The organism is Granulicella sp. S156, from assembly GCF_009766105.1.
Classification (GTDB): domain Bacteria; phylum Acidobacteriota; class Terriglobia; order Terriglobales; family Acidobacteriaceae; genus Granulicella.
The window spans coordinates 149974-171555 of sequence record NZ_LMUH01000026.1 but is presented as its reverse complement, the minus strand read 5'-3'; the positions used below and the strand labels follow the sequence as shown (position 1 = coordinate 171555).

The 21582-nt window shown below is 56.4% G+C and carries 15 protein-coding genes; 7 read left to right on the top strand and 8 right to left on the bottom strand.

Going from position 1 to position 21582, the window contains the following annotated elements; all coding sequences use genetic code 11:
• The first annotated feature begins 21 nt into the window (after positions 1-21).
• The 3 genes from GSQ91_RS22365 to GSQ91_RS22355 all read left to right on the top strand — a co-directional run bounded on the left by GSQ91_RS22365 (position 22) and on the right by GSQ91_RS22355 (position 3129).
• Positions 22-1407, top strand: coding sequence for a sorbosone dehydrogenase family protein (locus GSQ91_RS22365; protein WP_158824559.1), 1386 nt, complete (start codon positions 22-24; stop codon positions 1405-1407).
• Positions 1408-1435: 28 nt separating this feature from the next.
• Positions 1436-1894, top strand: a complete 459-nt coding sequence (locus tag GSQ91_RS22360) for a cupin domain-containing protein (protein WP_158823979.1) — start codon at positions 1436-1438, stop codon at positions 1892-1894.
• 350 nt (positions 1895-2244) lie between these two features.
• Positions 2245-3129 carry an SDR family NAD(P)-dependent oxidoreductase gene (locus GSQ91_RS22355; RefSeq protein ID WP_158823978.1) on the top strand — a complete coding sequence of 295 codons (885 nt, stop codon included), beginning with the start codon at positions 2245-2247 and terminating at the stop codon, positions 3127-3129.
• Positions 3130-3508: 379 nt separating this feature from the next.
• Here the strand turns inward: GSQ91_RS22355 and GSQ91_RS22350 are convergent, their stop codons facing one another.
• The 4 genes from GSQ91_RS22350 to GSQ91_RS22335 all read right to left on the bottom strand — a co-directional run bounded on the left by GSQ91_RS22350 (position 3509) and on the right by GSQ91_RS22335 (position 9419).
• Complete coding sequence (locus GSQ91_RS22350) at positions 3509-5473, bottom strand: beta-L-arabinofuranosidase domain-containing protein (RefSeq protein ID WP_158823977.1); 1965 nt, start codon at positions 5471-5473, stop codon at positions 3509-3511.
• Positions 5474-5630: 157 nt separating this feature from the next.
• Positions 5631-6272 carry a response regulator transcription factor gene (locus GSQ91_RS22345; protein ID WP_158823976.1) on the bottom strand — a complete coding sequence of 214 codons (642 nt, stop codon included), beginning with the start codon at positions 6270-6272 and terminating at the stop codon, positions 5631-5633.
• Positions 6250-8424: a histidine kinase gene (locus GSQ91_RS22340; RefSeq protein WP_158823975.1), complete on the bottom strand. Its 2175-nt coding sequence runs from the start codon at positions 8422-8424 to the stop codon at positions 6250-6252. Before GSQ91_RS22340 ends, GSQ91_RS22345 begins: the two co-directional genes overlap by 23 nt.
• On the bottom strand, positions 8421-9419 hold the full coding sequence (locus tag GSQ91_RS22335; RefSeq protein WP_158823974.1) for a substrate-binding domain-containing protein: 999 nt from the start codon (positions 9417-9419) through the stop codon (positions 8421-8423). Before GSQ91_RS22335 ends, GSQ91_RS22340 begins: the two co-directional genes overlap by 4 nt.
• 320 nt (positions 9420-9739) lie before the next feature.
• Between GSQ91_RS22335 and GSQ91_RS22330 the strand changes: the two genes are divergently transcribed.
• Both GSQ91_RS22330 and GSQ91_RS22325 read left to right on the top strand, forming a co-directional pair.
• On the top strand, positions 9740-13003 hold the full coding sequence (locus GSQ91_RS22330) for a TonB-dependent receptor (RefSeq protein ID WP_158823973.1): 3264 nt from the start codon (positions 9740-9742) through the stop codon (positions 13001-13003).
• A 384-nt stretch (positions 13004-13387) separates the two neighbouring features.
• A complete protein-coding gene (locus GSQ91_RS22325) occupies positions 13388-13786 on the top strand; it encodes an SDR family NAD(P)-dependent oxidoreductase (RefSeq protein WP_158823972.1) in 399 nt (132 codons plus the stop codon).
• A 133-nt stretch (positions 13787-13919) separates the two neighbouring features.
• Here the strand turns inward: GSQ91_RS22325 and GSQ91_RS22320 are convergent, their stop codons facing one another.
• Positions 13920-16295 carry a glycoside hydrolase family 76 protein gene (locus GSQ91_RS22320; RefSeq protein ID WP_158823971.1) on the bottom strand — a complete coding sequence of 792 codons (2376 nt, stop codon included), beginning with the start codon at positions 16293-16295 and terminating at the stop codon, positions 13920-13922.
• A 291-nt stretch (positions 16296-16586) separates the two neighbouring features.
• On the opposite strand from GSQ91_RS22320, the gene GSQ91_RS22315 reads away from it, so the two are divergent.
• On the top strand, positions 16587-18131 hold the full coding sequence (locus GSQ91_RS22315) for a S10 family peptidase (protein WP_158823970.1): 1545 nt from the start codon (positions 16587-16589) through the stop codon (positions 18129-18131).
• A 656-nt stretch (positions 18132-18787) separates the two neighbouring features.
• Here the strand turns inward: GSQ91_RS22315 and GSQ91_RS25775 are convergent.
• From GSQ91_RS25775 to GSQ91_RS22300, 3 genes are all read right to left on the bottom strand, one after another.
• Positions 18788-18958, bottom strand: a complete 171-nt coding sequence (locus tag GSQ91_RS25775) for a hypothetical protein (protein WP_216845373.1) — start codon at positions 18956-18958, stop codon at positions 18788-18790.
• 136 nt (positions 18959-19094) lie between these two features.
• Positions 19095-19721: an NADPH-dependent F420 reductase gene (locus tag GSQ91_RS22305; RefSeq protein WP_256370402.1), complete on the bottom strand. Its 627-nt coding sequence runs from the start codon at positions 19719-19721 to the stop codon at positions 19095-19097.
• Between the two features lie 186 nt (positions 19722-19907).
• Positions 19908-20936: an SDR family oxidoreductase gene (locus tag GSQ91_RS22300; protein ID WP_216845371.1), complete on the bottom strand. Its 1029-nt coding sequence runs from the start codon at positions 20934-20936 to the stop codon at positions 19908-19910.
• 53 nt (positions 20937-20989) lie between these two features.
• Here GSQ91_RS22300 and GSQ91_RS22295 point away from each other — a divergent pair, with 53 nt between their 5' ends.
• Positions 20990-21580 (top strand): TetR/AcrR family transcriptional regulator, encoded by a 591-nt coding sequence (locus tag GSQ91_RS22295; RefSeq protein WP_158823968.1) that lies wholly within the window; start codon positions 20990-20992, stop codon positions 21578-21580.
• Positions 21581-21582 lie beyond the last annotated feature (2 nt).

The following is a 21582-nucleotide window of genomic DNA, read 5'->3' as shown; positions in this document are numbered from 1 at the left end:
ACAGATCTGGAGATAAGAATGATGAGACGTTCACGCTTCGCAAAGATTCACGCATTAGCCCTTTTCGCCTTCACCGCGCTGCTTCCGTCTGTACTCCACGCCCAGCAGACGATCACCGGTCAAGCCGCCTTTGCCGGCTACGCGCAACAGAAGCCGGGCGTTCGGCGAAAGATCACGGTGGCAGATCTCCCAGAGCCGAAACCATCCGAGTCTGTAGACAACGGTCCCAAGCTTGTCCAAAGGCCTGAGGGCGCGTGGCCCATTGCCCCTGCCGGTTTTACGGTCCAGCTCTATGCGGGCGGTGACGCAGCCACTCCTATGCAGCGATCCGAAAACACGAAAGAGATACACGGTCCGACCTCTGGAACCTTCGTGATGCCCCGCATCATCCACACGGCGCCGAATGGCGATCTCTTCGTGGCAGACTCGCAGGCTGGTTCCATACTGGTGCTGCGCGGCATCACGGATGCGGGTAAGGCAGCGACCATCAGCACCTTCGCTACGGGCCTCGATCATCCCTTTGGCATAGCGTTTTATCCCGCTGGTGCAAATCCTAAGTGGATCTACGTCGGAAATGCCACGACCGTCGTTCGATTCGCCTACAAGTCCGGAGAGCTAAAGGCCGCGCGCGAGCCTGAGACTATCGTGCCCGATCTCCCCGGCTATGCTCAACTCCGTGGTGGTGGCCATTGGACGCGGGATGTCGTCTTCTCTGCCGACGGCAAACATATGCTGGTGTCCGTTGGAAGTGGATCGAATGCCGACGATCCTGACACGCATCCTAAAGAGTTCCATCGGGCGGATGTGCTGGAGTACACCCCCGCGGGCAAATTTGTCGAAGTGTACGCTTACGGCATTCGGAACTGCGTCGGCGAGGCGATCAACTCGGTGACCCATCAGCTCTGGTGCTCCACGAACGAGCGTGACGCTCTGGGGAACAATCTTGTGCCGGACTATGTAACTTCGGTCAAAGAAGGTGGCTTCTATGGTTGGCCCTGGTTCTATATGGGAGGTCATCAGGACCCGCGCCTCATGGGCACCCATCCTGAACTCCAGTCCAAAGTCATTACTCCCGATGTCCTGGTTCAACCCCACATGGCCTCGCTCGGAATGACCTTCTATCCCACCAGTAAATCCGACTTCCCGTCCCAATACGACGGCGACGGATTCGCAGCCGAACACGGGTCCTGGAACCGCGCCAATCGCGGAGGCTACGAGGTGATTCGGATTCCCATGCAGAACGGCAAAGCCACCGGCGAGTACGAGGATTTTCTTACCGGGTTCGTCACTGCAGATGGGCAGGTCTGGGGCCGACCCGTAGGAGTAACCGTGGGTCACGATGGCGCCCTCTACGTTACAGATGACGGCTCTCGCAGCGTTTGGCGTGTGTCTTACACCGGCAAATAGTCATCTCACGCACATGGAGACCAACGACATGATTTCTAAGTACCGCAACCTTGGAATTACCGCCATCGCCGTAGCATCTATGACGGCCGTACTCGCTCAAACCGGCGCGAATAGCGTTGCAAGCGGTCACCGCGAGATCCTGCTGCAGACAACCCAATCGTGGAACGGCAAGCCCTACACACACTACCCCACGGGTCAGCCACAACTAACGACGATCAAGCTGACCATCGCACCCCACACGGCCCTGCCATGGCACACGCATCCATTCCCAAATGTCGTCTATGTGCTTTCGGGCACTCTTACGCTGCATGACAAAGCCAGCGGCAAGACTCACATCGTTCATCAGGGACAGGCGGTAGGAGAGTCAGTAGACGATGTGCATCGGGGCGAGTCGGGTGATGAACCCACCGTGCTACTCATCACCTATGCCGGGACCCCGGGCGTTCCGACCTCAGTCCCTGCAACAGGCGAGAAGTCTGAATACTGAAATAGGATCAGCAGGGGCAATCCTCAATGGAATCAATACAATAACCCCCGCAATTCTAGAAATCACGAGGATAAAACAACTGGAAAGGCGTTCGTAGTAAGAGACACATTTCTTGATTTCTCTGGATTACAACCTTGCCCACGAGCGCGTTTATGTCATTTGCACCCGATCAGCAGCACGCTATAGGTCTTTGAGTAACATCACCCATTAGCGAGAAACAGTAGAGGCGCTTTATGCAATCAAATGGAAAGCAAGAGTCAGCAAAGGCGATCATATCGCGCAGGTTTTTCCTGGCAGCCGGGTCAGCAGCGCTGAGCGCGGTTGCACTGACAAGAAACATGGAGGGGCAGATGACGCAGGCGAAGGCAGAACCTTGGGGACGGATTCTCAATGGCAGAGTGGCTGTAGTCACTGGAGCAGCGCGAGGGATTGGACGCGCAGCTGCAGTCGCCTTGGCACATAGCGGAGCTAACGTGGTTGGGATCGACATCTGTGCCGTCGTCGATCCCCGTTCGGGAGTAGAACCTGCTAGCCGTGCCGAACTCGACCAAACCGGTGAAATGGTCAAGAGCGAAGGCGTCCAGTGGAGAAGCTTTGTGCTGGACCAGCGCGACCTCCCTGCACTGCGCAGAGCCGCAGAGAAGATCAACGCTGAGTTTGGACACATTGACATCTTGTTTGCCAATGCTGGTATCCAAGCGTTCCGTCCATTACTTGAGATGGAAGATCCTGATTGGCACATACAGATCGACGTGAATCTGACGGGGACAGCAAACGCTCTACGAGCGTTTGCGCCGTATATGGTGCAACAGGAACACGGCCGGATCATCATGACTACATCCACTCAGGGACGGCACGGTACTTTGAACGGTTCTGCTTATTCAGCATCGAAGTGGGGCATCATCGGCTTGATGAAGTCTGCAGCAATGGAACTGGGTCCGCATGGCATCACGGTGAACTGCCTTGCTCCAGGACTCATCGATACACCACTCACGCGCCATGAAGAGCGATATGAGCAAGCGCTGCAGGTGGCGGGACGCACACCAACGGGGGACAAAGCCATGGACGAAGAAACGGCTCGTAAAGTACTGCAGAGCAAATCAATTTTGGGTGTGCCGTGGATCGATCCGGCAGAGATGGCACCGGTTATAGTATTCCTCGCATCTGATGCCGCACGAATGGTGTCAGGAGCAACCTACGATGTAACGGGCGGTGACAGTGCCAACAATGTTTAGCAGTAGGCATTTCACGCGACCGATATCATGGCACGTGGGGTGAGCAGGCAGTGGCTCGCACCACATGTGCGAGCCACTGCCGAGGATGGGAAGACAGGCGTCGCGATCTGACAAAACTGATGGAAGGGGGGAGAGACCCTTGCTCGAAAACATCGTTGCTGAAATATCCCGACTACAAAAGGCTAGCGCACTCTTGACCGGAATCTCCGCGCAAACTAGGTGATGAAACACTTCCGGTTAGGAGCAGCCAAGCGAGAAGTGCAGTCTCTCGTTTGGGGTGAATAAACCGCCGGGATTTCGTAAGTACATGCGCCACTGTCATTGCTGGATTTCTGCTCTGTGAGAAACATCCATCCCAACTTCTTTGAACTCAGAATATTCAGGTCTTTAACTGTGGAAATGCTGTAATGCGTAGCTTCGCAGCAGCATATGGAATCAGCGTGACCGTCTCTTCGGATTGGTCGCTGGTCACGGGGCTTTGCGGGACCGGATTAACTACTCCATCTTCAGCCTGCCAGGACGACACTTTTCGTCCCTTCACATGAAGCTTAACAGGAGCCCCTTTCGCGCTGAATGGGCGATCGTGCATCTCGTCTTCAACTGTAACGATTCCGTGTGATGGTGATGCAGCATCCAGCGACAGCGCATAGTTCCACTGCGTTGTGGGATACACCTGCCAGTCGGCTGTCATGCCTCGATCGCGCAGCTTAAGCCAATCTTCACCGATTCCATAGGAGAAGACCAGCGGTCCACGTTCCACGGCAACAGAGTCATGAAAACCCTGAGAGACTCTCGGCTCAAAATGAAAGTCGATCTCAACGCGATCACCCGCTCTCCACTTCCGCTCAATGCGTGCAAAGGTGCCTGACTCAGGCGCGGGCTGTTGCTGGCGATTCACCGTGAGAGTTGTACCTTTAGCCCACGCGGGAATTCGCAACAACAACGGGAATGCAAGCGGGGATGCGGGATTGACCGTGATGCTTACAGTGCCGTGGAAAGGATAATTTGTTTCCTCCACTATGTGCACAGGAGTGTCGCGAACCATCGTGCGCATCTCGCAGGGCGCATAGGCAGCGGCCACGACACCATCGTCCTGCGACAGCATGAATAAGCTTGCAGTAAACTTCGGCCATCCCTGGTGGAAGTTTGCTGTGCAACAACCGAAGTTCGGCTCCAGTCCAAATAAGTTCGATTCTGGGCCATCGGTCGTCCAGGGCTTGCGATGCAAGCTGCACTCCACCTGGTTCGGCTCCTGGTTGTACTGATGCGCCCACATGTCATCTGTCAGCGTTCCTGGCAAAGCATTGAACGCAAGCTTCTCCAGACGGTCGCCAAGAACAGGATCACCGAGAATGCCCAGCGATTGCTCCAACGAAAACATGTATTCGACTACCGTACAGAGTTCGGATCCCTGGGATGGATTTGGTCCTGCAAGATGCTCGTCGCACGAGAACATTCCGTTCGGCAACCCATGATACTTATCGAGCTCCGCTATCATCTGCGACACGCCTCTGCGGTCAGACTCCGAACCGGAGACCAACGACCACACAGCCCCTGTCTTAATGGCTTGCCCATTATTTACGCCGTGTGTCGACAACCCGAAATCCTTGTGCCCGGATTCTTCCTCTGACCTAATTTTCTCTCCTGTGATGCGGTCCTTGTATTGGAAGTTCGCGTACTGGGCAAGCCAGTCATGACCTTGGGTATGCAGCAAGTGCACGAGGTCCAGCAGCCTGGGATTGCCTGTGCGGTTGTAGAGCCAGATCACGCTCAGCACTTCGTCCTGCCAGCGAAATTTGCCCCAATCGCTCAGTCCCCTCGTTGGCAGCGCTGTGAGCTGATAGTCGAAGTAGTGTTGCATTGCGGGAATCACTCGCGGATCGCCTGTCGCTTCCTGATACTGCGTCAGTGCCTTGAGCATGACCATACGCGGCCACCAGTCGTCGTTGGAATGTGGCCCAAACATGCCGCTGGGTTGTTGATTGTTCAGCGTCCAGTCAATGTATTTTTGCGCTTTTGCTTTCAGGCGCGCATCGTCGAGAAGATAGGCGAGCGGTGTCAGTCCATCGAGAAAGTAAGGCCCGCGCTCCCATGACTCACCCGAACCACCAAGCCAACCGCTGTTTGGACCCACGTCAGGCCAGGTTTCATCCAGATGTCCGCCGAGCCCTTGCGCCTGAATCTCCAATTGCGACCGTAGCCAACCCGTGGGACGAACTGCGCCGAGCGGTAGTGAATAGAATGCATTCGGTGCAAGAGGTGCGCGATTCTTTACGCCAGTGGACGAAGAGGCCGTCTGACCAGGAGACGCTGCGAACGCACTGACAGGGAGAGAAGACGCCATGCCGGCAAAGCCAAGTTGTTGGAGAAATCGGCGTCGGCTCGAATGGATTCTTAGAGAAGGGGGCAACAAGGCGAACTCCTGAAGAGACTGACGATATGGTAATCAAGCGTTGGAGATACCGCATGGTCCATATGTTCTATGTGCATGGGGTGAGTCTTTATCCGTCGACCTCAATGAGGCCGCGCTGGATCGCTGTGGTAGTCGCCTCTGTACGGTCAGAGACTTCGAGCTTTTCAATAATGCTGTTCACATGGTTGCGTACTGTATTGCCGCTGATCTCGAGCGCCTTGCCAATCTGTTTGTTCGTCAGACCCCTGGCAACCATTTTGAGTATCTCGAGTTCGCGGGCTGTGAGATTGGAGCGCATCATGCGTTCCGCCAACCGCGACGCAATCTGGCGGGGTATATATCGTTTGCCCGCGTGGACTATGCGGATGGCTTCGACCATCTCCTGCCGTGAAGTATCCTTCAGCAGATAGCCTCCTGTTCCAGCTTGTACAGCGCGATAAATATCTTCGTCCGTCTCATAGCTGGTGAGAACGATGACGCGGGTCGACACCCCTAGGCGCTTCATAGCAAGAAGCGTATCGATGCCGTTCATGCCAGGCATCCGCAGATCGAGTAGCAGTAAGTCAGGCGTGTGACTCTGTAACATCGCGAGCGCCTCCTCGCCACTGGAGGCTGATCCGACCACCTCCAACCCCGGCTGCGCGCCGAGCATGCTGGTCAGTCCCGCGCGAACAACGGGATGATCATCCACAATCAGAATTCGTATGTTACTGTCTGGCTGTTTCGGCATTCGATAAACGCTCCGTGAGGTGCTTCCATAGAACCTGTGGCCAGGAAAGAATGGTGATGTGTCGAGGCAAGGGTGCGGTGACCTCAACACGAGTGCCATGGCCCGGCGTGCTGAGGATCTGCAAGGCCGCTGAGATGTCGGCAGCACGTTTCCTCATCCCCTGCAGACCGAAGCCACGCAACGTTCCGGTTGGCGTGAATCCAACACCGTCGTCGGCGACGAGCAATCGGACGAGCTTCTCCTGATACTCGATCGAGATGGTGATCGTGGTAGAGCGTGCGTGGCGCACAGCATTGGCGATGGATTCCTGTCCAATCCGATAGAGCGTGTCGGTAGAACGCAATGGCAGAGGCCGCGGATCGCCGCTACACGTCGTCGCGACTTTGATGTCGCCGCCTTCCACCATGCGGCTGGCACAGGATCCGAGCGCCGCGATCAGGTCTCCGGATTGAAGAGACTCCGGACGCAGTGTCGCGATACTGCGTCGCGCCTCCTCGTGACTGTGGCGGACCAGATCGCTGGCTAAATCAAGTTGCTGATGCGTAGTCGAAAAGTCGTCGGGCACACCGTTGCGAATGGCCTCAAGCTGAAAGCCGATTCCCGCAAAACTCTGCGCAAGCGTATCGTGCATTTCGTGAGCGAGCCTCTCACGCTCTTCAAACACTGCGCGAAGACGCCAGCGCTCAGCGCGGCTGTAGAGCAAGCTGATCGCAAAAGCAAATATTAGAACGCCGATCGCGACGGCGATTAAATGGCCGGCGCTCCACCAGGGCGGACCGGCTAATAGTTTCAGGTCGTCTGTGGAGCGTAGCAAAAGCACGAATGGCGTACTATTCCGTGTGTAAGCCGGATCAACCACGCAGACACCGTGCAGCCGGAGCAAGCTGTTCAGCTTTAGATTTTTGAAGAGGGTGTCACCACGTCCCCGGCTCATGATGACCCGAAACGTCTGCGGTCCTGCATCAAAGTCGAATACAAGAGTATTGTCAGGCCCGTAAGACTTCGCGCGCAAAAGACCTTCCACTTCGATGAAGCTTGCATCGAATGCACCGGTAGCGGCTTGCGATGCGGTCACTGACATCGCCGGCATGGGCGTGTGTGCCCATAAAACACGCACGGTCGCATGCTCAAGTGAAGAGCTGAAATTGCCAGGATGCACCTCACCGGAGACCTCCACTTCATCTCCTACCTTGAGGGGGGGCGCATTGGCATGAGGAACGATCACACCGCCAGTTGTGTCCTGAACGAAGAGCGCCGGCGAGGTGAGAATGACAACGCCTCGCACCGTCGCAGTTGCAGTATTCGAATACGAAGAGAGGCGAAGACTACCGATAGGCTGCGCATTTGGGCTGAAGCGCAGCGCTCCTTGTTCTCCATGTCCGGCCATAGGATCGAAGCTGAGATCCTCCGGATTCCCGGAAAAATAAGGCTGCGTAAAAACAGCTTCATGGTTGGGAGCCTCTCCCAGCATCGTCACTAAATCTTCGTGGGTTGCAGCCCGAACAACAACATTTCTCCAAACACCGCCTGAGGAATACGAGCGAAGACCAACGCGACCCGACGCAATGCAGTGTTTATCTGTGATTGCGATCGATGTGGCATCTCTCTGAGAAGGAACACTCACCGCGGCCACGATCTGGCACTGGTATGCGAGCAGTTTCAGATGGTACCAGTGGAATGGCTGGATACCGCCTTGAATGGAGTCCAGCTTGTTCGTGCCCTCTCTCCACCCATAACTGGCGCGGCCCAGTACGAGAGAATTGTCCAGATTGCGCAGCCCTGCATAGTAGCCTACGTAGGAATCTACGCCCGCTTCTTCGTTGTTCGAACGCAGTACCAGGCCTGCATCGCCATTCTTTGCCAATAACATCACATCAGCTTCGATGGAATAGTTGCGCCAATAGCTTGAACCGGTCAGCAGTTTAGCGCCGCGCTCATCGGAGCCGTTGCGCATCGCCCCGTTAACCAACTCCCATGTGCCGCCCAAGGCTTTCCACTCATCTGCTTTGCCACTTACAAAAGAGTCATGGTATGGCAGGCCGCGTTTTGGGCTATGCAGAGTCGCGCGTACAAGCAGCAACATCACACCCAAAACACACACGATGGCGAGGGCAAGCCATAAGAGCCGGCGTATTGGCGAAGTGATCGTCACGGGGCGGTGCTCCCGTCCCAGCGGCCTGGTCTCCAGTCCATCGAAGTCAGCCTGCGGACCTCAGAGGTGTTTACATTCTTCCGGGTGACAAGGGTGGGCTGAAGGACGGTCAACGCAGGAACCGGACGGCCTTGGCGCTCTGCGTCAATAAGATTCACCGCCTGCTGGCCCATGGCACGAGTGTCCTGCATGATGACCGAATCGAGGCTTTCTATCTCAAACGGAAGAGTTCCATCCGGATCAAAACCGATAACCTTGACCTGCCGATTGCCAGGAATGCCTTCGATTGCCGAGATCGCTCCTCGTGTTGAACTCCACATCAGCGCGACGATCACATCGATACTCGGATTGGACTTTAGTGTCTCTTCCGCTATCTGCTGTTCGTGGAGCATATTGAAGGAGCCCATCCTCTTCATGACGTGGATGCCGGGATAGTTCTGTGCGAGGAACAACTCGAAACTTCGTGCCCGAGTCATGATGCCGGCGATGTCGGGGTTCACCCCAAGAACAGCTACAGTCCCCCGGCCATGGAGTAGTTCGGCAACGCGCTGCGCAGCGATGCGCCCTCCAGCCTCTTCATCGTTGAGGATGTAGGAGAGTTTGCCTCCCTGCCCTGGTGGAATGAGCAGCGGAGAACTCACAATCACGGTGGGAATGCCGTGAGCCAGTGCGCGACGAACCGGAGTGATCAGCGCCAATGCCTGATCCGGCGCCAGAATGAGTCCTTGATAGCCCTTGTCGATGACCTGGTCGACCATGGAAATCTGGCCTTCCACATCATCCTCGCTGGTTGGTGCATTCCAGTAGACGTGGGCGCCTATATGGACGGCGGCTGCATCGACCCCGCCATGTTCCGGCTCCCACAGTCCAGTACCCGCAGTCCGTGGAATAACGGCGATCATGACCGGTGCGGTCGAACGGCAGCCCAGGCACAGCATAAGCACAACGCTGGCGAACCCGGCCCAGCTCGAATTGTATGTTCTCGTAATTCGCAAAGTATGTTTCGGCGTGAGTCTGCATTGCTGCGGAGACTCTCGAGTCTACGCTCCGATTTTGGCGTCAGCAAGGTGCTTCCCCGTCTGGTTCAGATGGACTATGCGCGCAGAGTCCATCCAACTCATGCGCGTCGTTCATGCAACTGACTAGTCTCCTCCACGGTTACAAATTGCGCAAAAACGAAACCGTTTACAGGTGCAGAAGCCCAAACCGCCACCAAAATGGCGCTTAAGGGCTGGCTGACACTTTTCGAAAAAATAGCGCCAAACTTACGGAGGCAAGGATGAGCTACATCGCACGATGGATTTCTGGAGTTTTTGTGGCAGTGTTATTCATGATCGCAACAACGACTGCTCATGCTCAATTTTCCGGCAGTTTTCAAGGCACTCTTCATGATCCATCCGGAGAAGTGGTATCCAATGCGGCCGTCACACTGGTGAACGTGGCAACGCAGGAGACCCGCAGGATTTCATCGGACCGAATAGGTAACTATCAGTTCGTGAGCCTGCCACCTGGCAACTACACCATCACAGTAGAAGCGAAAGGGTTTGAAAAAAACATAACTTCCGTAGTTCTGGAGACAGCACAGACCCGGGCCGTTCCTGTGGCTTTACATATTGCCTCGCTCACATCGAGCATTGAGGTAACAACTCAGGCGCCAATTTTGGACACAGCGGAGACCCGTCAACAGCTGACCTTGGACAATAAGACGCTTCGAGACTTGCCTCTCTCCGGCAACAGCGTCTTCACGCTGATGAATCTGGCTCCGGGTGTAACCGGTACGAATGGACAGACGAACAATTACAACCCGGAATACTTTACCGGAGTTAGCGCGAACGGCCGAAGCCCTTACGGAAACACCTTCAGCGTGGACGGCGTGAACACGGGAAGCAACATTACGAACGGGACTTCGAATGTCATGATCAATCCTGACGCGGTGCAGGAGATCAGCATACAGACAGACACCTTTACTGCCGACCAGGGCAGAGGAACATCCATGCAGATCGCGATGACGACCAAGTCTGGTAGCAACCAGTTCCACGGTACGGGAAACTACCTGTTTACCGATCAGCACTTGCTTGCGAAGCAGAGCCTGCCATCGGTGACAAAGTATGCACCCTTTCTCAATCAGGATTTTGGCGGAAGTTTCGGCGGCCCTATCTGGAAAAATCGGACATTCTTCTTTGCTTCGGTCGACAAATTGGCCTCGAAGACTTCGAGCAGCAGCGTACAGACCTATGAGGCGCCGGAGTTTGTTACCTGGGCAGAACAGAACTATCCAAACACGGTGGAGACGCAGTTATTCCAGAAGTATCCCATTCAGGGGCCCGTTGAAACCAACGTGCAGTCACGTGCGCAGGATCTGTTTCCGGGTAACTGCGGTCCTGGAAGTACGACTGGCATCCCCTGTGATTTACCGGTGCTGGTACAAGGCACCTGGAACACATCGCCCTTCCGCAACGGCCTGCAATATACCGCGCGAGGCGATCAAATCCTGAGCGCCAAGGACCGGCTGTACGGCAGCTATGTGCATTCTGAAAACTCGGGCATCTCATTGGCGACGCGACCGGCATTCAGCACTTCGAACAACTTTCTAACCAACGCATTCCAAGGCGACTGGACGCATACCTTCAATACATCGCTACTGAACGAGGTTTCGTTTTCAGGCAACAATCTCAAGGGAGTGAACTCTTCGGACGGTCAGTATCAGGTCCCATCCATAGGCATCAACTTCTCGACCGGTATGGGTTCGGGAGGTGGGAATACATTTGTTCAGCACAATTACACAGTGCGTGATGAGCTGATTTGGACGACCGGGAAACACACTTTCAAGTTCGGAGGCAACTATTACTGGGGAGACGACACGAGCGTCGATCCGACAGATAATAACCGGCCCAATTACTACTTCAACAGTATCCTCGACTACGTCCAGGGCAACATCTACAGCGGCGGATACGGGGCCTACGACCCTTTGACAGGCAAACCCAAACTCTTTCAGTATGGTGCAGGGTTAAACACAGAAAGTCTGTTCGCCCAGGACCAGTGGCGAGTGAAGCCAAACCTGAACATTACTCTTAGCATTCGCTGGGATGACTATGGAAATGCCCACGGTATTCTCGGCCTGAAGCTGACCAACATCTTCGTCGCGCCGGGGACCACCGTGGATGAGCAGTTTTCAAATGCCGCCGTGCGGTCGACCGGAAGCAACGAGTTTCCAGGGCGGTTGAACAACAACTTCAGCCCACGGGCAGGCTTTGCCTGGTCGCCTGGCAACAGTCAGCGGACCAATGTTCACGGCGGCATAGGGCTCTACAACGACTGGATTACGCTTGGCGAAGTTGTCGATCGGGTCGACAGCAATCCCCCCAATTATGTCTTCAACAGCTTCGGAGTAACGCTTCCCATCAAATCGCCGTCGGACCTTCAGATAGGAACCTCGAATACATACCCCTTCGGCTTCAACCTGCCACAACTGCCATCGAATACTCTGGATGCGAATGGAGGCATCGCTGGATTGCAAAGCGGTGTCGGCGGCCTGGATCCCCACCTACACACGCCTCGTTCTCTGAACTACATTGCGGGTGTTGAGCAACTCATGCCGGGTAAGCTCGTATTTGGTCTGAGCTACAACGGTTCTCACACCTGGGGTGGTCTTGTCGGCACGGACTACAACCGCAAGCCCGGCGATCTGTTCCAGGATGGGACGCTGCACAGACTGAACCCAAGTTTCGGACAGATGTGGTACATCACGAACTTCGATCCCATTGTCTATAACGCGATGGTGGTGAGTCTGAAACGGGATTTCGCCTCTCGTGGCACAATTCAGGGTTCCTACACCTGGGGACACAATAGCGATTGTTTTGACGGCGGTGAGCGCTCTACAGGCTATGAGCAGATCGCTGACCCGCGTGATCTCTGCGCGCGGAGAGGGGATACAAACTTCGACGTGCGGAATCGTATCTCGGCCTCCGGCGTTTATCGCTTCCAGACCCCATTTGCGAGTCATCTCCTATCGCGACAGATCCTTGGAGGCTGGGAGGTGGGCTCGACCTATGTCTGGCAGACTGGAACGCCCTATGGAATGTATACGAATGCGCAGTTCGATCCGATCCGCGACGGCAACGGCAAAGTCACAGGATTGAAGCCCGACAGCGGGGACTACAACGCGGATGGCATGACGGAGGACTATCCAAACCAAGCCGCCGGCCTGCCGCTCGTATACAGCCGCAGTCACTTTATTCACGAAAACTACGGCAAGCCTGTGTACACCTACTCAGGAACACCACAATCGAACGGAGCAAATTTCTGGCAGCCGACTCCCGGGTTTGAAGGAGACGGAACGAGAGGACACTTCCGGAACCAACCGCTACTCGATATGGACGCCAGCCTGATCAAGAATATTCCGGTAGCGGTAGAAGGTAAGAGAGTAAATGTCCAGCTCAAAGCTGAGTTCTTTAATGTGCTAAACCGCGTGAATTTGGGTGGAATTGATAATAATGTTACTGATCCAAATTTCGGGAAAATATTAGGTCAAGGACTCTCTCCGCGCTCACTGCAGCTGGGAGGACATGTATCCTTCTAGCTGCAGTGAGCGTGAAGAACGCTGCTTGCGCACACTTTCCTCTAGGCTGGAGTTTTCATCCCGACGAAATAGGATATTGCTCATGAAAGAAGTTCATCAAACCACCCATCTCATGCAGAAGTCCCCAGCTTGAGGCCGAATCGATTTATGAAACATGCTCTAAGCCGCGCCGCCTCCGCACGGCAGTATTGTTCGCGTGCTTCCATCATCCGCACGAAGCGGCCGATCCGATCGACCTTCTCTCCGTGCGCGGGGCAAAACTCCCCGAAGCGCGACAGCAGTTCTTCTGAGGGTTCTCCTTCGATCTGAACTTGCTCCTCGATTTGCTCGAAGAGATCATCCAGTTAAGTATCGATTTCAAATAAGGAGCAGCAGGGTTGGAATGTGATCGCCACCATGCGCGATCCCGAGCACGGGAAGGAACTGCAGGCGCTCGATCAGGCTCTAGCCACTTCATTGAATGTCACCAACTCGGACTCGATCCAACTGGCCATGAAGACTGGATTGGAACGGTTTCAGTCGGTCGACGTGCTCGTCAACAATGCGGGCTTTGGCGCCTACCAACCGCTGCTCCAGGTCGCCGCCATTCTTTCGGCAGAGCTTTGCGCAAGTACGGCGAAGGTCGTGGGCACCGGAGTGTTCGATACCAATTGCTTTGATGACTTTTCGACTACTGACCAGATGACCCAATCACCCAGTTCGTCTCCCACCATCTTGCCCGGTCTCGAAAGCGGGCGTAGCGGTCTGCGTTTGCTGTGCTACGACAGCAAACGAGAGTGCTAGGTGCAGACCCGCGGAAACACGAGACAGACTCTTCATTGCGCATTCTCCGGTAGTAGTTGCCGAAAAGCCGACTCTTCAGACCCCCTCTAATGTGCGCTCATATTGCAGATCATGAAGTATTTGACTTAACGTCTCACTGAAAGCTGTCGAATGAATTTCCGCGCGGATGCTCCCGATTCCGAGCATGGGCGGCGGCGTTTAGAGCGTCGAGCCCCGAGCTCAACGTGGAGGCATTGAACGACTCGTCAGGCGCACTGATCGGCCCTGACCAGTCGAAGCCGATCTGGTCGTAGATGTTGCGGTCGTTCTCCCAGATCGAAGACGCGTTCTTATCTATGAAGTCCAGGTAAGACTTGTCGCCTGTCACCTCGTAAAGAGAGTCCAGGTTACGGATGAAGATGCCCTTGAACTGGGTTTGGTCGGGGTTCTGGCTTGGGCAGGATCCCGAGCAGGGCTCCATCAGGCTGCCGTTCGAGCTGACCAGGGTGCTGATGGCGGCATTCGCGATTTGCTGTGCCTCCGTGAGATACGTCTGGTCATGGGTCGCCTGATACAGCGCGGCAAGACCACCGAGGATCACGCCCTGGTTATAGGTCCAGGTCGTCTGGCCGTTGTTCTGGCACGACGTGGTGAGGCCGTCGTTGATGAGGTTCGACGAGTTGATGAGTCCGCTGGCGTTGAACCAGGCCAACTCTTTCTGCGCCCACTGCAGGTACGACGCCTGGTGGGTTAGCAGGTAGAGGCGAGCGGACAACTCCAGGAAGAGTTCGTTTGTGACGGAGTTCTGGTAGGCGTTCGTGGTCTGCCATATGAGCCCGCCACCGCACGAGGAAGGTGTCCAGGCTGCTGTCACGTACGAGTGAATCTTTTCCGCCATCTGCAGGTAGGCGGGGTTACGCGTCAGTTCGTATGCGTTGACCCAGGTAAGCGCCCACCATTGGGTGTCGTCGTAGGCGGTGTCGATGAAATTGCCTGGGGTCGGCGGCGGAGCCTCGTTGACGGCCGTCGCAAAGGTGTTGGAAACGTCGCTCAGGTACGTCCGCGAACCCGTGCGCTTCATGTAGTCGATGATCGCGTCGAGGGCATTGGCGGAGTTCCACCAGCCGGTGGTGTTGAACAGCCCGGTCGTTGAGTCATAGTAAGTCTGCAGCTCCTGCACTGCAGCCTCGGCTTTTCCGTCAGAGCCGGTGAGTTGATCGGTGGAAACCTGCGGGCTGGGGTTGGAGTTCCCTTCGGCACTCGTCGCCACGACTGTCGCGTAAATTGCCCTGTCGCCGCCGATTCCACCGGGGAACCCGCCACTTGGGAATCCGCCAGAAGGGAGGCGGACCGTGGCGCTCGTCGCGCTGCTGCCGCACCCGGAGATGTTTGCGCTCGGGCTCGAATAGTTCTCCGCGAAGGGTTTAGCGGAGACATAAACATCGTAGCCGGTGATGGCCGGCAACCCGGTGCCGCTGCACTGTGTGGCCGCGCTCCAATCGACCTTCACGCTGTCACCCCGCTGCAACTGGGCCGATACGCCTGTGGGGGGCTGCGGAGCCGGTGTCACTTGCTTCCACGTCACGTTTTTGAAGTACAGCGTGAGCGCAGACGAGCTGTTGCTGTCGGGGTCCACTAACTGGAACTGTGGGGTGCTGGGCGAGACCACGACAGTGTTCGGCGCCAGTGCCAGCACCGTTTCGGAGATCGTCTGGAAATTCGGAGTCAATGGTACTGGCGGCCCGGAGATATTTTCGTTCCCGTCCCATGCATTGATCGCTACGGCTCCAATCCCGGCCACATCCGCCGAGATCTGGTAGGTGTTCCCTGGTACAAACGGTGCGTACGTGTAGATCCAGTCGGAATGGCCGAGCGCTGAGGTTACCTGCCACTCGAGCGACGACACGCCATCGTAGGTTGTCGAGATCAGGCTGGAGTCCTGTCCCCCATACGCAGTTTGCCATAGCGAAAGACCGCTCGCCGGGCCCGCAGGAGTCACGGTCGGGTTCGTGAAATAAACATTTACGGCCGATGTGGTGCTATCCGGATCGAGGATTTGGAACTGCGGGTTCGGCGAAAGGACAGCGACGGTCTCACTGACCGTCTGGAACGTCGATGTCAGCTGGATGGGTGGGGCTGTGACATTCGCCTCCCCGTTCCAGATGTTGAGCGCGGCGGTGCCGGTGCCGGCCAATTGGACCGTGAACGTATACATCTCGTCTGTGAGCAGCGGCAGCGTGTCATTGACCCAGTCCGAATGGCCGAGAGCGGAAGTTACCTGCCACTGCAGAGAAGGCTGACCGGCATAGGTGACCGAAGAGAGCGAAGCATCCTGGCCGCTGTATGCCAAAGACCAATCAGAGGGCGACAGCGGCAGCGTTGAGGAAACTGCCTGACCCCAGATCTGCTGGGGAAGGGTAAGACCCGACAGAAGAAGGATTGCAGACAGAAAACGAAAGTGCTGTGAGACTCGCCCCTGAAGCAAGGTCTTCTTCAATTGCATCGGGCAAAACTTGATGATCCAGCGCATGCCAACCTCCAGAAGTTTCTTTCTATTGCAGCAACTAACCACCTACACAGCACACACTGCCTGCAAGGCAGTGTAATGGTAACGTTTCCATCGCAAATGGTAGCGTTTCCATGAGTGACGGAATTTTTATCCGCACGACTATGAACTGTCAAGCACTTTTTAGAAAATGTTTGTGCCACCGATCTTCTAAAGAGAAACACGGGCAATTGGGGGCATCGGCCTTGCAGCAGGACCGCTCGCCTCAATCTGAGGATCGTCAGACACGGCCTAGCACCGGTATATCCTCATCCAATGCGCCTTGATCAATTTGCCAAGTTCACGCGACTCGTCCTTGCCTTGTCTCTCGCACCCACCCTCACCCTGTCCATTCATGCACAAGATAATCAGGACAAAAAGCCCGACCCCAAAGCTGAGTCAAAACCTGACGCACCCAAGCCCGAAAACAAACTTCCCGCCGACGCCACCATCTCGCAGTCCATCCAGGTTGACGGCCATACCCTCAAGTACAACGTCACCGTGGGCACCATCACTCTCAAGGACACGGACGGTAAGCCGACCGGCGAGGTCGTATACACCGCCTACACCGTCCCCGGCAACGGTACTGAACCCAATATCGCCCGCCCCGTCACCTTCGCCCTCAACGGCGGTCCCGGAGCTTCCTCCGTCTATCTGAACTTCGGAGCCATCGGTCCCAAGCGCATCATCTTCGGCAACCCCGGGGACTCGCCCTCAGACCCTGCCACTCTCAATGACAATCCCGGCACGTGGCTCGACTTCACCGATCTCGTCTTCATCGATCCCATCGGCACTGGTTTCTCTCGCTCCCTCGTTCCGCTTGATCAGGCCAAGAAACTCTTTTACTCTCCCACTCCTGATATCCAGTACCTCTCTTTGGTCATCTACGACTGGCTCGTCAAAAACTCTCGCCTTACCTCGCGCAAGTATTTTGTCGGCGAATCCTACGGGGGCTTCCGCGGTCCGCGCATCACCCATTACCTGCAATCACAGCTCGGTGTAGCCCTCAACGGAGTCACCCTTGTCTCCCCCTATCTCAACCCTGCTGCCGATGAGATGGGCAACCTCTCTCCGCTTCCCTGGATGCTCTCTCTCCCCTCCATCGCCGCTGCCAACCTCGAACGCCAGCACAAGCTCACACCCGAGACCATGGCCGACGTCATCGCCTATACTCGCGGCGAGTATGCGACCGATCTACTCGCCGGACACTCCAATCCCGAGTCCAATGACCGTCTCATCAAAAAAGTCACAGAGCTTACCGGACTCGATCCCACCTTTGTTCGCTACGCGGGAGGCCGTCTCGACATCGGTGCCTATCTACGCGAAGTCCACCGCTCTGAGGGCAAGATCGGTTCCGTCTACGATTCCAACGTCTCCGCCTTCGACCCCTTCCCTTTCTCTCCCACCCAACAGTCAAACGACCCGCTTCTCGAAAGCATCATCGCCCCGACTACTACCGCGATGGTCGACTTCGTCACACGCATCGTCGGCTGGAAGACCGATAACCGCTACTACGCCCTCTCTTATGACGTGAACAGCGAGTGGGACAACTCCGGCAACGACCTGCGCAAGGGCTCCGTCGACGACTTGCGCCAGGCTGTAGCCGCCGACCCGAAACTCCGCGTGTCCGTCGTACACGGCTGGAACGATCTTTCCTGCCCCTTCATGGGCAGCATACTCACAGTCGACCAGATGCCAATCATGGGAGATACCAACCGTGTCCAGGTACACGAATACCCAGGTGGCCACATGTTCTACACCCGCCCGGATAGCAGCCAGCAACTAAAGAAAGATATTCAGGACATGTACGCCAAGCACTAGCTAGATTTTCACTGGCTATCGAAGAGACTCACCTGTCGATTAGTGAAAGAAGTCTCAACTCCGGCGTTCCTTTTATCCTGTCCGATGGAAGGAACGCCGGAGTTGAACAGTTGACAGAGGAATGATGTGAGGAGTCTTCATCTTCATGCGATCGGCAGGAATGTCCCATCGTGCTCTGTCCAGGTCGAACTCGTTCCATAGTGTTTCAATTAGTTCGCATGTGCGAGGGAAACAGTATGCCAAGAGCATGAGCCCAAAGCGTGTGAGGACATCTCCCTTGTAGCTGTCCATCGCTCGGCAGATCCTTCTCATCTAGACAGGCAAAGCTTTCTGATTCGGTTGCAGCCAACACGTCTCGCGGCTTGAAGTCAGCCAGAGTTTACCGCCGCTTGGGGTAACTAAGAGACACAGGCCACAGCCGTCAGCCAGCTTGTATGGCTTGTCGATTGGAGTTGTGTTGTCGATTTCCTTTAATCGTGAGTGCCATGGTGGTCCTTGAGAGTGTGGGTATTTTGCGTACCCACACTTTGCACTCGATATATACCCACCAAAATACCCGTAGAAAAGGCTGGCTATAGGCGCACACCCTTGAACGTCCTATTCGTAGCTTTGATTTTGCCCGTAGCGAAGCCCACGACCAGAATCCGGTCTCCAATTCAGGGGCTCTGGGAATGAAGTTTCCACCATTTCGGAAGCCTTTTGAAGTAAATTCCCAATCCCGCGTGCTCGCGGTGCGTGCCGGCCAGCGGCCAGTCTTCGCCCGGAATGATCCACTCAATATCTTCGGCAGACAACGCCAACAGACCTTGCTTATCGCTGCGGCCCATTGCTACAAAAAATCCTTCGCAATCTGGATATTCTCTTCGATGCTCATCGAAATCTCTCCATTCCCCTTACATCGGACCGTGTCCGATCTAATCGGATACGTTGTGGACCCGCCGGTGAGGGCGTGGTGTCAGAGAGTCAGCCGATATCGAGTTTCATGGCGATGTCCCAAGTGCCGGCGCCGTTTTTGGCCAGTCCGATCATCATCAAGCCGAGCGCCTCAAGCGTCTGGGCCATCTGCAGGCCGCCGACATCCAACGGACGAAGCCCGAGAATCTCGATGAAGGTCGAGACGCGCGCCTTGGCCTCCGCATCGTCGGCTGCGATGAACGCGTCGAGGCGTTCACCCTTAGCAAGTACGTGGCCGAAGATGGTGTTGAATGCCTTCACGACATGCGCGCCAGCTGGGGCGACCTTGGCGATCTCCTGCGCACCAGAACTGCCGTGGGGGGTGACGAGGCTCGAGAGGTCGGGGGCAACCGGGTTGGTGATGTCGATGATCACCTTGCCGTCGAGCGCGTCCCCGTACTCGGCCACCACCGCCGCCGCACTGGAGTACGGCACGGCGAGGATGACGATGTCGCCCGCCGGAGCGGCACCGTACGTTCCGGTGGTCGCTCCGGCTGCGACCTTGTCCGCCAGCGCCCGCGCCTTAGCGGGGTCGCGGCTGATTACCTCGACTGTGTATCCAGCCTTGGCTGTACGTCCGCCGATCGCTCCGGCCATGCCGCCTGTGCCAATGATGCTTATAGTGCTCATGTGCAGTCTCCTCGTGAGTTGGGTTATTGTTCATAGTCTCTGAAAGGGGTATCCCCCGGTTGTTTCCGTGTGTGCCGAGCCGCGTGCGTCATCCCTCAGGCCATCTCCGGGTCGACAGAGTCTTTGCCCGAACGGATTGCGACATTGCTATCCGCCGGGCTCGTTGCGACTCGGCTCCCTGCCGTCAGCTCATCAGCCGACAGGGAAATAATGGCCGTTGTCCAAATCTGCGAGCAGGCTTGGCTGAGCGGGTTCCCAGCCAAGGGTCTGGCGGGTGATGAGGTTGGACGCCGGGAGGTCCAGCGTGACCAAATTCGCAAGGAACCCAAAGAATCCCGGCAACATCAGTACGTCCGCGGGAATGCTCACGGCTGGCAGGCCAAGACGGCTTCCAATGGCCTCGGCGATCTCGCGGAACTGGATGCCCTCGCCCTCAATCCCGTGCCAGTTTTTGCCAGCCGGACCCTTCTCCAGCGCCAGGCGGAACAAAGAGGCGAGGTCGCGGCTGTGCACGGCCGGCCAAAGGTTCGCGCCGTCTCCAGGGTAGCCGACGACGCCCTTCTCCTTCGCGAGCCCGATCAGCAGCGGGAGAAACCCTACATCGGTCGTGCTGTGCGCGATAGGAGGAATCCGCACGATCGAAGACCGCACGCCCTTCGCTGCGAGGCCGACTACGGCGAACTCCACGACGTTACGAACCCGCAGGGTACCCTTGTACGCATCGCCCCCGGGAAGGGCCGGGTCTTCCTCGGTGGCTGAGCGGCCCAGCTTTTCCCACCCGGGCGAGCCAATGCTCCCCGACACGACCAGCGGCTTTCCAGTTCCGGCCAGTGCATCGCCGTACGCGAGCATGATCTGGAGCTCCGCGGCGGCCACGGCGTCAAGCCCACCGACGGGAAGCAGGTCTTGCCTGTGCGCGACGTGGATGACGCCATCGGACTCCGCCGCCGCCTTCTTAAGCACATCGAGGTCGGAAATATCCCCGCGACGCACCTTGGCACCGAGCGCGGACACAGTCGCCGCGGACGCGTCCGACCTGGCCAACCCGGTAACCTCGTGGCCAGCGGCGATGAGGTCGGGGACGATGTACGAACCGATATGGCCGGTCCCGCCAGTGACGAAAACTTTCATGTGATGCTCCTTGTGAGTGATGTGAGAAATGCTGTTGTGGACACTCAGCGCTGTATCATATGGATCAGTGGTCCATATTCGGCTCCACAAACGGTTCAGTGATCCGGATAATCGGTTCACTGAACCGTTTGTCAAGGGGGCCCATGCGAGCTGACGCCAGAAAAAATTACAGTCACCTACTTGCAGTCGCGCGTGACGTCGTCACCGAGCATGGTGTCAATGCATCCATGCGCGATATCGCCCGCCGGGCCGACGTCGGGTTAGCGACAGTGCTTCGTCACTTCCCTACGCGAGAAGCCTTGTTCGAGGCGTTGCTTTGTACGAATCTGGATGCACTGACTCAGAAAGCAGACGAGCTCGAAACGGCGAACTCACCTGACGAAGCGCTCGTGTCCTGGTTTCGCGAATGGCTGGCATTCGCACAAAGCTATAGGGGCGTCGTCGCCCTCATGGCGGCCGCCCATACGAACCCTGACTCCGCTCTTTATGCTTCATGCGCAGCGGTCCACTCAGCAAGCGCGCGACTACTGCTCCGTGCTCAGGCCGAAGGAACGGCGCGTGCCGATATGAATGGGGACGATCTGTTCGCCCTGATGTCGGCGCTCGGCTGGGCGGTCGACCAACCTTCATTCGCGCCGCAGGCCGATCATCTCTTCCACGTTATCGCGAGCGCCATCCTTACAAATCGGCCTAGCAACAATGTTCAGCTTCCGGTCGTAGCCGTGAAGTCGTAGCG

Excerpts from the sequence above, each read along its gene's own strand:
- GSQ91_RS25775 (WP_216845373.1), bottom strand. The coding sequence starts at position 18,958 with ATGGGCCGCAGCGATAAGCAAGGTCTGTTGGCGTTGTCTGCCGAAGAT.
- GSQ91_RS22295 (WP_158823968.1), top strand. The coding sequence starts at position 20,990 with ATGCGAGCTGACGCCAGAAAAAATTACAGTCACCTACTTGCAGTCGCG.
- GSQ91_RS22315 (WP_158823970.1), top strand. The coding sequence starts at position 16,587 with ATGCGCCTTGATCAATTTGCCAAGTTCACGCGACTCGTCCTTGCCTTG.
- GSQ91_RS22350 (WP_158823977.1), bottom strand. The coding sequence starts at position 5,473 with ATGGCGTCTTCTCTCCCTGTCAGTGCGTTCGCAGCGTCTCCTGGTCAG.
- GSQ91_RS22345 (WP_158823976.1), bottom strand. The coding sequence starts at position 6,272 with ATGCCGAAACAGCCAGACAGTAACATACGAATTCTGATTGTGGATGAT.
- GSQ91_RS22365 (WP_158824559.1), top strand. The coding sequence starts at position 22 with ATGAGACGTTCACGCTTCGCAAAGATTCACGCATTAGCCCTTTTCGCC.
- GSQ91_RS22355 (WP_158823978.1), top strand. The coding sequence starts at position 2,245 with ATGACGCAGGCGAAGGCAGAACCTTGGGGACGGATTCTCAATGGCAGA.
- GSQ91_RS22360 (WP_158823979.1), top strand. The coding sequence starts at position 1,436 with ATGATTTCTAAGTACCGCAACCTTGGAATTACCGCCATCGCCGTAGCA.
- GSQ91_RS22320 (WP_158823971.1), bottom strand. The coding sequence starts at position 16,295 with ATGCGCTGGATCATCAAGTTTTGCCCGATGCAATTGAAGAAGACCTTG.